Origin of the sequence: Algoriphagus sp. (genome assembly GCF_029254265.1) — a bacterium.
In the GTDB taxonomy this organism is placed as follows: Bacteria; Bacteroidota; Bacteroidia; order Cytophagales; family Cyclobacteriaceae; genus Algoriphagus.
The window spans coordinates 1-6,465 of sequence record NZ_JAQWXX010000096.1 but is presented as its reverse complement, the minus strand read 5'-3'; the positions used below and the strand labels follow the sequence as shown (position 1 = coordinate 6,465).

Genomic DNA, 6,465 nt, shown 5'->3' with positions numbered 1-6,465 from the left:
CCTGTCAAAAATTCTTTAATCATTGACTCTCTCTCTGAAAGGCTTAAAGAACCGCCTGTTCTTGTTTTTTCTCTACTCATAGTTTACGGTTTGCGTAAACTCATTCTAGGACAAGTCAATTACTTGATAGAAACGAATCCCTCAGCATAGTTTTCACCGATCCTGTCAGCAAGCTCGCCTCCCATAATGGTAGTGCTCGGCAGCTCGCTTACCTTGAGTGCATTTGGGCTCAGGAATAACTCATCCACCTTGGTGGTCAGCGTAATAATAGTAGGTTTGCCAGCTTGGATTCCTGAAATTGGCTGGGTGATAGTCTTGTAGTTTTGATTTCTACCAATGTGGAGTACCAATCCTGTTCGCTCTTGTGTCTTTGCATGGACAAACTCTCCCTCCAATAGCACGAATTTGTACCCGGAATTCCAATTCCAAGCCATATCAGAATTTGGGTCCAAGTCACCGGTTTGATCTGTCTTCGCATTGGCTTCCGCATCTACTCCTATAGAAAATCGAATTTGATCATAATTGGAGGATGGAATCATTCCCAAATCAATTCCGATGTTGGTTTCAGAATTGATCAGATGATAACTGTCTGGTTCAAGGTATTCTATTCCGGTTTTTGAATTAATCAAAGCTACATTTGAGATGTAGTACTTGAATTTTTTCGGGGTGAAAGTTTCGCCGGAAGGAAGAGCGTATGTACTCGAGTTGAGTACTAGGTCTTTTCCATTCAAGGTGTTTTCTATCTGAATGGATGTAGTCATCATTGCAGGGATCTCATCGTCATTGTTACAGGATGAAAATCCAATCGCTAATGCTAAAACGGTATATTTAAATAGTCTCATTGTTTAATTAATTGAAGGGGTTAGAAAATTTTTCGTTGGTTATAAATTGGTTGTCTGTGAGTGTGTGGAGGAAAGCGATAATGGCTTTTTTCTCTTCTTCACTCAGCTTAAGTTTGACCGGTTCCGAAGCATCAAGTTGTTCATTGCTTGCTTCAAGAATTAATACATCCAAAGTGCTGCTGTTTTGGATGTGCTCATTGTAGTGATCCAAAACGTCTTCAAGCGTACTAAATCTCCCATCGTGCATGTAGGGAGCAGTAAGAGCGATATTCCGCAGTGAAGGTGCTTTGAATTTCCCTTTGTCAAATGGGTTTCCTGTCACTTTTTCCAGTCCTTGTTTGAGTTTGGAATCATCATCCAATCCATTGTTATGGAATCCGGCAAAACCATTTGGATCACCTGATGTCAGAAAACCTAAATGACAGTCTCCACAATTCCCGCCACGTAACTGTATGCCAGGTTCCGGATGGGTGAAGAAAAGTTCTAAGCCAAGCTTTTCTTCAGGACTTAGCTCAACTTCATTCCTGATCCAGCGATCAAATTTTGAGTTTGCAGAAATCAAAGTCCGCTCAAACTGTGAAATGGCCTTACCGATCAATTCCGGAGTGATCTGATTACTGCCAAATGCAGCAAAAAACAACTCGGGATATTTCGAATCGGATTGAAGTCGATTTACAGCTTCATCTATTGGCAAATTCATTTCGATAGGATTAGAGATAGGGTCTATAGCCTGGCTTTCCAAGCTGTTTTCCCTTCCATTCCAGAAGAATTTTGTTTGCCAATGTAGATTTACCAAGGCCATGGCACTTACGTCTCCGAGGGTGCCACCGACACCCGGACTCACCGCAAGGCCATCACTGAAGCCTTTTTCCTGCTGATGACAGGATGCACAGGAGATACTGCCATCGAGTGAAAGCTTTTTTTCATAAAAAAGCATTCGACCGAGCAGCACACCTTCTTCGGTAAGAGGATTGCTGGCAGGCATGGGTTGATCTTGCGGAAAATAATCCGGAGCCTCCAAACTCAGTGCGGTGGGACCTATGATAGGCGCCTCCTCTGAATTGTAGGAGAAAAACCCAAGCATACAGATCAATCCCCACCGAAGTGGATGATGTATTTGCATGATTGTAAATTGAAATTAGAAATCGTAAAAAAAGGAGCGAGTTATCCTTGAGGAGGATGGTCGATTTCTGTATTTCCGAAGTTTAAAAATTGATTCTCATAAAAACTCAAGTGTTCAATTGATTTTTGAATGATCAAAAGAGGAGTATACTCAAATGGGGTATTTGGGATGTAAACGCCGAAGTCCTGGTTAAATGTAAAAGCTGGGGTAGATTCTTGTCTTTCTTTTTGAGCTTTGAACTGATCTGCCAGAAAGCACTTACCATCGCATTTTAGCTCTGGACGGTCTGTATTCACACAGAAATTATCAATGATATAGGCCTGATTGATCGTGAAATTCACCTGTATCACAGAATAGACCATGCTATTCATGATTAGCAATGCACTAAGCGATATGTAAAAAAGAGACTTCACGAATTTTGCACAAATGTAATGCTTCGATAGAAAATAGAAACGATAAATAAATTTTTTAATATGATTATCCGCAATGATACCAGTAGGGAAATTTCATTTGATTTTTGGCCTGGAAGACAGGTGACCGAAGACCGAAGTTCGTTAAAAATGAACTTCAATCGGACTTTTATGCCGTTAAATCAAGCGACTGGTAAGAAAGTGGATAATCATATTTTTTAATATCAATATTCTCATAATTTTTTTTCAATAACTAGTATCATCTAACTTCACTTTACCGTGGAATGTCTTATACAGAAACAAAAAATAGCCCGCTAATAATGGAGACCCAATGGCCACTATGGTCAACATAATTCCCAAGGATTTCTGAGATGATGCAGCATTGTAAATAGTAACACTATACTCGGGGGATATTTTTGAAGGTAACAATACAGGATATAACTGAAAAGCAACAAGCATCAATAAAAACGCCATCGTCAACGATGAGAAGATTAGTGCATAAGCGTATTGCTTTTTCGATACCAACCTAGGAATGTTTGCAACAGCTAAAAATGCCAACACCGGAATCACGAAAAAAACAGGAAACTCCCTGAATTTATCTGTGACACCCGGTAAAAATACCAGCGTGTACAAAGAAGTTGCTGCAAAGCTTACAAGGAAGAATATCATGCCCTTTTTCAATAAAAAGGTCAATCTCACATATAAACGACCTTCTGTTTTTAGTAATAAAAAAATAGCACCTTGTGTCATAAATAGTGATAAGCTGGTTAACCCTACCATTATCGCATAGGGGTTTAAAAATGAGAAGAACATACCGCCTTTGTAGCTGTAGTTTTCACCTATTTCCAACCCTTGTAAAACATTAGCTAAAACTACACCTAATAAAAAGGATATTAAAGTGTTAGATACGAAGTAGATAATATCCCAAGTTTTTCGCCACCATATCATTTCTTCTGCACTTCTGAATTTTATTGCGGAAGATCTTAAGACTAGTAGCATTAAGAATAGCATAAACGGTATATACATAGAGGACAGCAACGTAGCGTACATTACAGGGAAGCCAGCAAATAAAGCGCCTCCACCAATAATTAGCCACACTTGATTGGCGTCCCACAAAGGACCAATTGCGTTAATTGCTATACGTCTACTTAAATCCTTTTTAAAAAACAGATGCCAAGCTCCAGCACCGTAATCAAACCCTTCCAAAATAGCATAGCCTGAAAATAATAAGCCTACTACTAAGTACCAAAGTGTTGGGTAATCCAATCCTAAAATAGTTTCCATAGTTCAATGTTTAAACGAATTTTAAAAATTCATTCGGAGTTTTTGTTTCATCATAAGGACCATGTTTTATCTTTTTATTTACAGAATAAAGAAATAAAAGGAATAATAAAGTGTAGACAATGAAGAACATGATTAATGAAAATAAAATTTGATTGGACGACACCTCCTGCGAGAAGCCTTCACTTGTTCTTAAGTGCCCATATACTATCCAAGGTTGTCTTCCCATTTCTGCTGCAAACCAACCTGCTTGATTTGCGATTTGTGGTAAAAGCACAGAAAAGGCAAATATTTTCAACAGCCATTTCTGTTCGAACAAGTTGCCACGCCACCATAAGAAACTTGCATATAGAGTGAGTGCAATTAGAAACATACCTATAGAAATCATGATATGGTAAAATTGAAAGACGGCATTTACTTGTCCCGGTATTTCATCATTTGGGAATGCATTCAAACCTGTAATAGGTTCTTCAAAATCTTGGTGTACTAAAAAAGATAGACCACCTGGTAATTTCAATCCAGTTACTTCTTGAGTTTGGTTATTTACCCAACCAAATAAGTACAAATCAGCAGGAGCTGACACTTCATAGTGACCCTCCATAGCTGCTAGTTTAGCAGGTTGATTTACAGCTACACCATCAGCAGAACTATGGCCAGAAAGTAATTGGGTTAAGGAGAAAATTGTAGCTATTCCAAGAGCTATTTTAAATGCTTTTTTTGAAATCTCAACATATCGTCCGTTGAGAAGATAATAGGCGTGAACACTTAAAACCAAGAAAGCACCGGCTAAAAACGCACCTTGCCAGACGTGTATAATCCTATCTACACTCGAAGGGTTGAAAACCATCGCCCAGAAATCTGTAACTTCTGCTCTTGCGTTAAAGCCTTCGCCTACAATATGATATCCAGCAGGCGTTTGTTGCCAGCTGTTAGCCACAACGATCCATACTGCAGAGAACATTGAACCTAAAAACACCCCAATAGTAGAAATAAAATGGACCTTAGGTGATACCCTGTTCCAACCAAATAGTAGAATTCCAAGAAAGGCACTCTCTAATCCAAATGCAAATAAACCCTCAGCTGCCAATGCACTTCCAAAAATATCGCCCACATACTTGGAATACACAGCCCAGTTAGTGCCAAATTCAAACTCCATAATTATACCTGTAGCTACTCCTATACCAAAGGTGATTGCAAAGATTTTCAACCAAAAGCGAGTTAAAACCTCGTATTGTTTGTTTCCAGTCTTTAGGTACATGCCTTCCATAAACACCATAGTTAATCCCAAACCTATACTCAATGGAGGGTAGATGTAATGAAATGCGATGGTGAAGGCAAACTGGATTCTAGCTAATATTTCGGTTTCCATATTGTATGATGTTAAATTATGTCCAGCATCCCAATTTATGGCGTGGATTTTTGTGGTTTTCTGTAAATAAATAAGCTAGCAATAATGATGGTCAAACCAAAGATGATCTTTTTGAGTTTGTGCGTGTTGAAACCAAAAACCGTTTGGGGCAAACCTGGTGTTCGGGTTAGAATACGATACAAAAACATCAATCCCATTCCTATCAGAAACAATAAATTAATCTAAGATTTCATCTTGGGGGATTTTTCATTTGGAACAAACTTCACCAAAAATAGCTTTCTATAAATATGTTTTAGTGATTGATGTCACCCTAACAAAACTAATCACCATGATCGATAAGAAAATGAGTATAGCCAATCACTTGGAAAATTGTTTTTCCCATTTTGAAAAGGAATTGAAAGAGGAAATAATTGAAAGTGCGAGCTTAATGAATTTGCCTGCTGACACGTTGATGATGGATATAGGGCAGAAAGTTGAGGTCATTCCGCTAATAGTTTCCGGTTGTGTGAAAGTTTTCAGAGAAGACGAAGACGATAATGAGTTATTCATGTATTACCTGGGTCCGGGCGAAGCATGCGCCATTACTATGATTTGTTCTGCGCGTGAAGGATATTCTAAGATCAAGGCTTTCCCCGAAGAGGAGACAACTTTCATTGTTGTCCCAATCGCCAAGCTTGACCTTTGGATGCCTAAATACAAGTCATGGTACTACTTCGTGATGGATACTTATCAGGATCGTTTTGAGGAATTGCTCAAAGTAGTGGATGGAATAGCTTTTCACAGAATGGATGAACGCCTGTTGGAATACCTAGAGAAAAATTCAGCGGCAGGGAATACCCCATTTATCCAAAAAACACATTATCAAATCGCTCAGGAGCTTAATTCAAGTCGAGAAGTCATAACCCGATTACTTAAGAAATTGGAGCAAAGAGGTATGGTTAGGGTTAATCGAAATCAGATCGAATTGCTGAATTAATAAATATCCAAGGCCTTTAATAGGGCCTTTTTTCTTTAACTGAAATTGAATTGTTTAGTGATTCTTTGCTGACTTTTTTTGGATAAGTTTATAAAATCCTTTGCCAATATTTTCTGAATTAAAGATTCTAAAAGGATAGAGTCTTTTCGTCTCAAGACAAATTCCGTATCTCCTATGATTTCAGGAATCGCTCCAACTGCCGATCCGATGGGAACACAACCACAAGCCATAGCTTCTCCCAGCGCATTGGGGAAGCCTTCAGAGGTAGAAAGCTGAAGGTAAAACTGATGGGAATTGTAGAGTTCTAGAAGCTCAAAAGACTTCATTTTTCCCAATACTTTGATGTTTTGATTTGGGGAAATATAATTCGGATCTCCGGCTAAAGTAAATGTCCAATCGGGATGATTTGCCGCCAGCTTTTCGATCAAATCATAGCCTTTGACTCTTGCTCGAGCGGGATTGGA

At 38.8% G+C, this 6,465-nt stretch carries 8 protein-coding genes; 2 read left to right on the top strand and 6 right to left on the bottom strand.

The genetic code is table 11. The annotated features are described in order from the left end of the window. Positions 1–119 precede the first annotated feature (119 nt). From P8O16_RS14545 to P8O16_RS14535, 3 genes are read right to left on the bottom strand one after another with little or no spacing between them, the layout of a single operon-like run. Positions 120–842, bottom strand: coding sequence for an MbnP family protein (locus P8O16_RS14545; protein WP_300316167.1), 723 nt, complete (start codon positions 840–842; stop codon positions 120–122). A gap of 7 nt (positions 843–849) precedes the next feature. Next, positions 850–1,965: a cytochrome c peroxidase gene (locus P8O16_RS14540; RefSeq protein WP_300316166.1), complete on the bottom strand. Its 1,116-nt coding sequence runs from the start codon at positions 1,963–1,965 to the stop codon at positions 850–852. Positions 1,966–2,006: 41 nt separating this feature from the next. Beyond that, positions 2,007–2,336 (bottom strand): hypothetical protein, encoded by a 330-nt coding sequence (locus tag P8O16_RS14535; protein WP_300316165.1) that lies wholly within the window; start codon positions 2,334–2,336, stop codon positions 2,007–2,009. 102 nt (positions 2,337–2,438) lie between these two features. Between P8O16_RS14535 and P8O16_RS14530 the strand changes: the two genes are divergently transcribed. Continuing rightward, positions 2,439–2,597 (top strand): hypothetical protein, encoded by a 159-nt coding sequence (locus tag P8O16_RS14530; RefSeq protein ID WP_300316164.1) that lies wholly within the window; start codon positions 2,439–2,441, stop codon positions 2,595–2,597. A 24-nt stretch (positions 2,598–2,621) separates the two neighbouring features. On the opposite strand, the gene cydB is transcribed toward P8O16_RS14530, so the two are convergent. Then, positions 2,622–3,659, bottom strand: coding sequence for a cytochrome d ubiquinol oxidase subunit II (gene cydB / locus P8O16_RS14525; RefSeq protein ID WP_300316163.1), 1,038 nt, complete (start codon positions 3,657–3,659; stop codon positions 2,622–2,624). Between the two features lie 10 nt (positions 3,660–3,669). Further along, a complete protein-coding gene (locus P8O16_RS14520; protein WP_300316162.1) occupies positions 3,670–5,025 on the bottom strand; it encodes a cytochrome ubiquinol oxidase subunit I in 1,356 nt (451 codons plus the stop codon). A 328-nt stretch (positions 5,026–5,353) separates the two neighbouring features. Between P8O16_RS14520 and P8O16_RS14515 the strand changes: the two genes are divergently transcribed. Continuing rightward, positions 5,354–6,001 (top strand): Crp/Fnr family transcriptional regulator, encoded by a 648-nt coding sequence (locus P8O16_RS14515; protein ID WP_300316161.1) that lies wholly within the window; start codon positions 5,354–5,356, stop codon positions 5,999–6,001. A gap of 35 nt (positions 6,002–6,036) precedes the next feature. Here P8O16_RS14515 and P8O16_RS14510 read toward each other — a convergent pair. Continuing rightward, positions 6,037–6,465: glycosyltransferase family 4 protein (locus P8O16_RS14510; RefSeq protein WP_300316160.1), on the bottom strand; the 429-nt coding region annotated here is incomplete at its 5' end.

What these genes read in the sequence shown, in the direction of transcription:
- P8O16_RS14530 (WP_300316164.1), top strand. Translation starts at nt 2,439, where the DNA reads ATGATTATCCGCAATGATACCAGTAGGGAAATTTCATTTGATTTTTGG.
- P8O16_RS14515 (WP_300316161.1), top strand. Translation starts at nt 5,354, where the DNA reads ATGATCGATAAGAAAATGAGTATAGCCAATCACTTGGAAAATTGTTTT.
- P8O16_RS14535 (WP_300316165.1), bottom strand. Translation starts at nt 2,336, where the DNA reads ATGAATAGCATGGTCTATTCTGTGATACAGGTGAATTTCACGATCAAT.
- cydB (WP_300316163.1), bottom strand. Translation starts at nt 3,659, where the DNA reads ATGGAAACTATTTTAGGATTGGATTACCCAACACTTTGGTACTTAGTA.
- P8O16_RS14520 (WP_300316162.1), bottom strand. Translation starts at nt 5,025, where the DNA reads ATGGAAACCGAAATATTAGCTAGAATCCAGTTTGCCTTCACCATCGCA.
- P8O16_RS14540 (WP_300316166.1), bottom strand. Translation starts at nt 1,965, where the DNA reads ATGCAAATACATCATCCACTTCGGTGGGGATTGATCTGTATGCTTGGG.
- P8O16_RS14545 (WP_300316167.1), bottom strand. Translation starts at nt 842, where the DNA reads ATGAGACTATTTAAATATACCGTTTTAGCATTAGCGATTGGATTTTCA.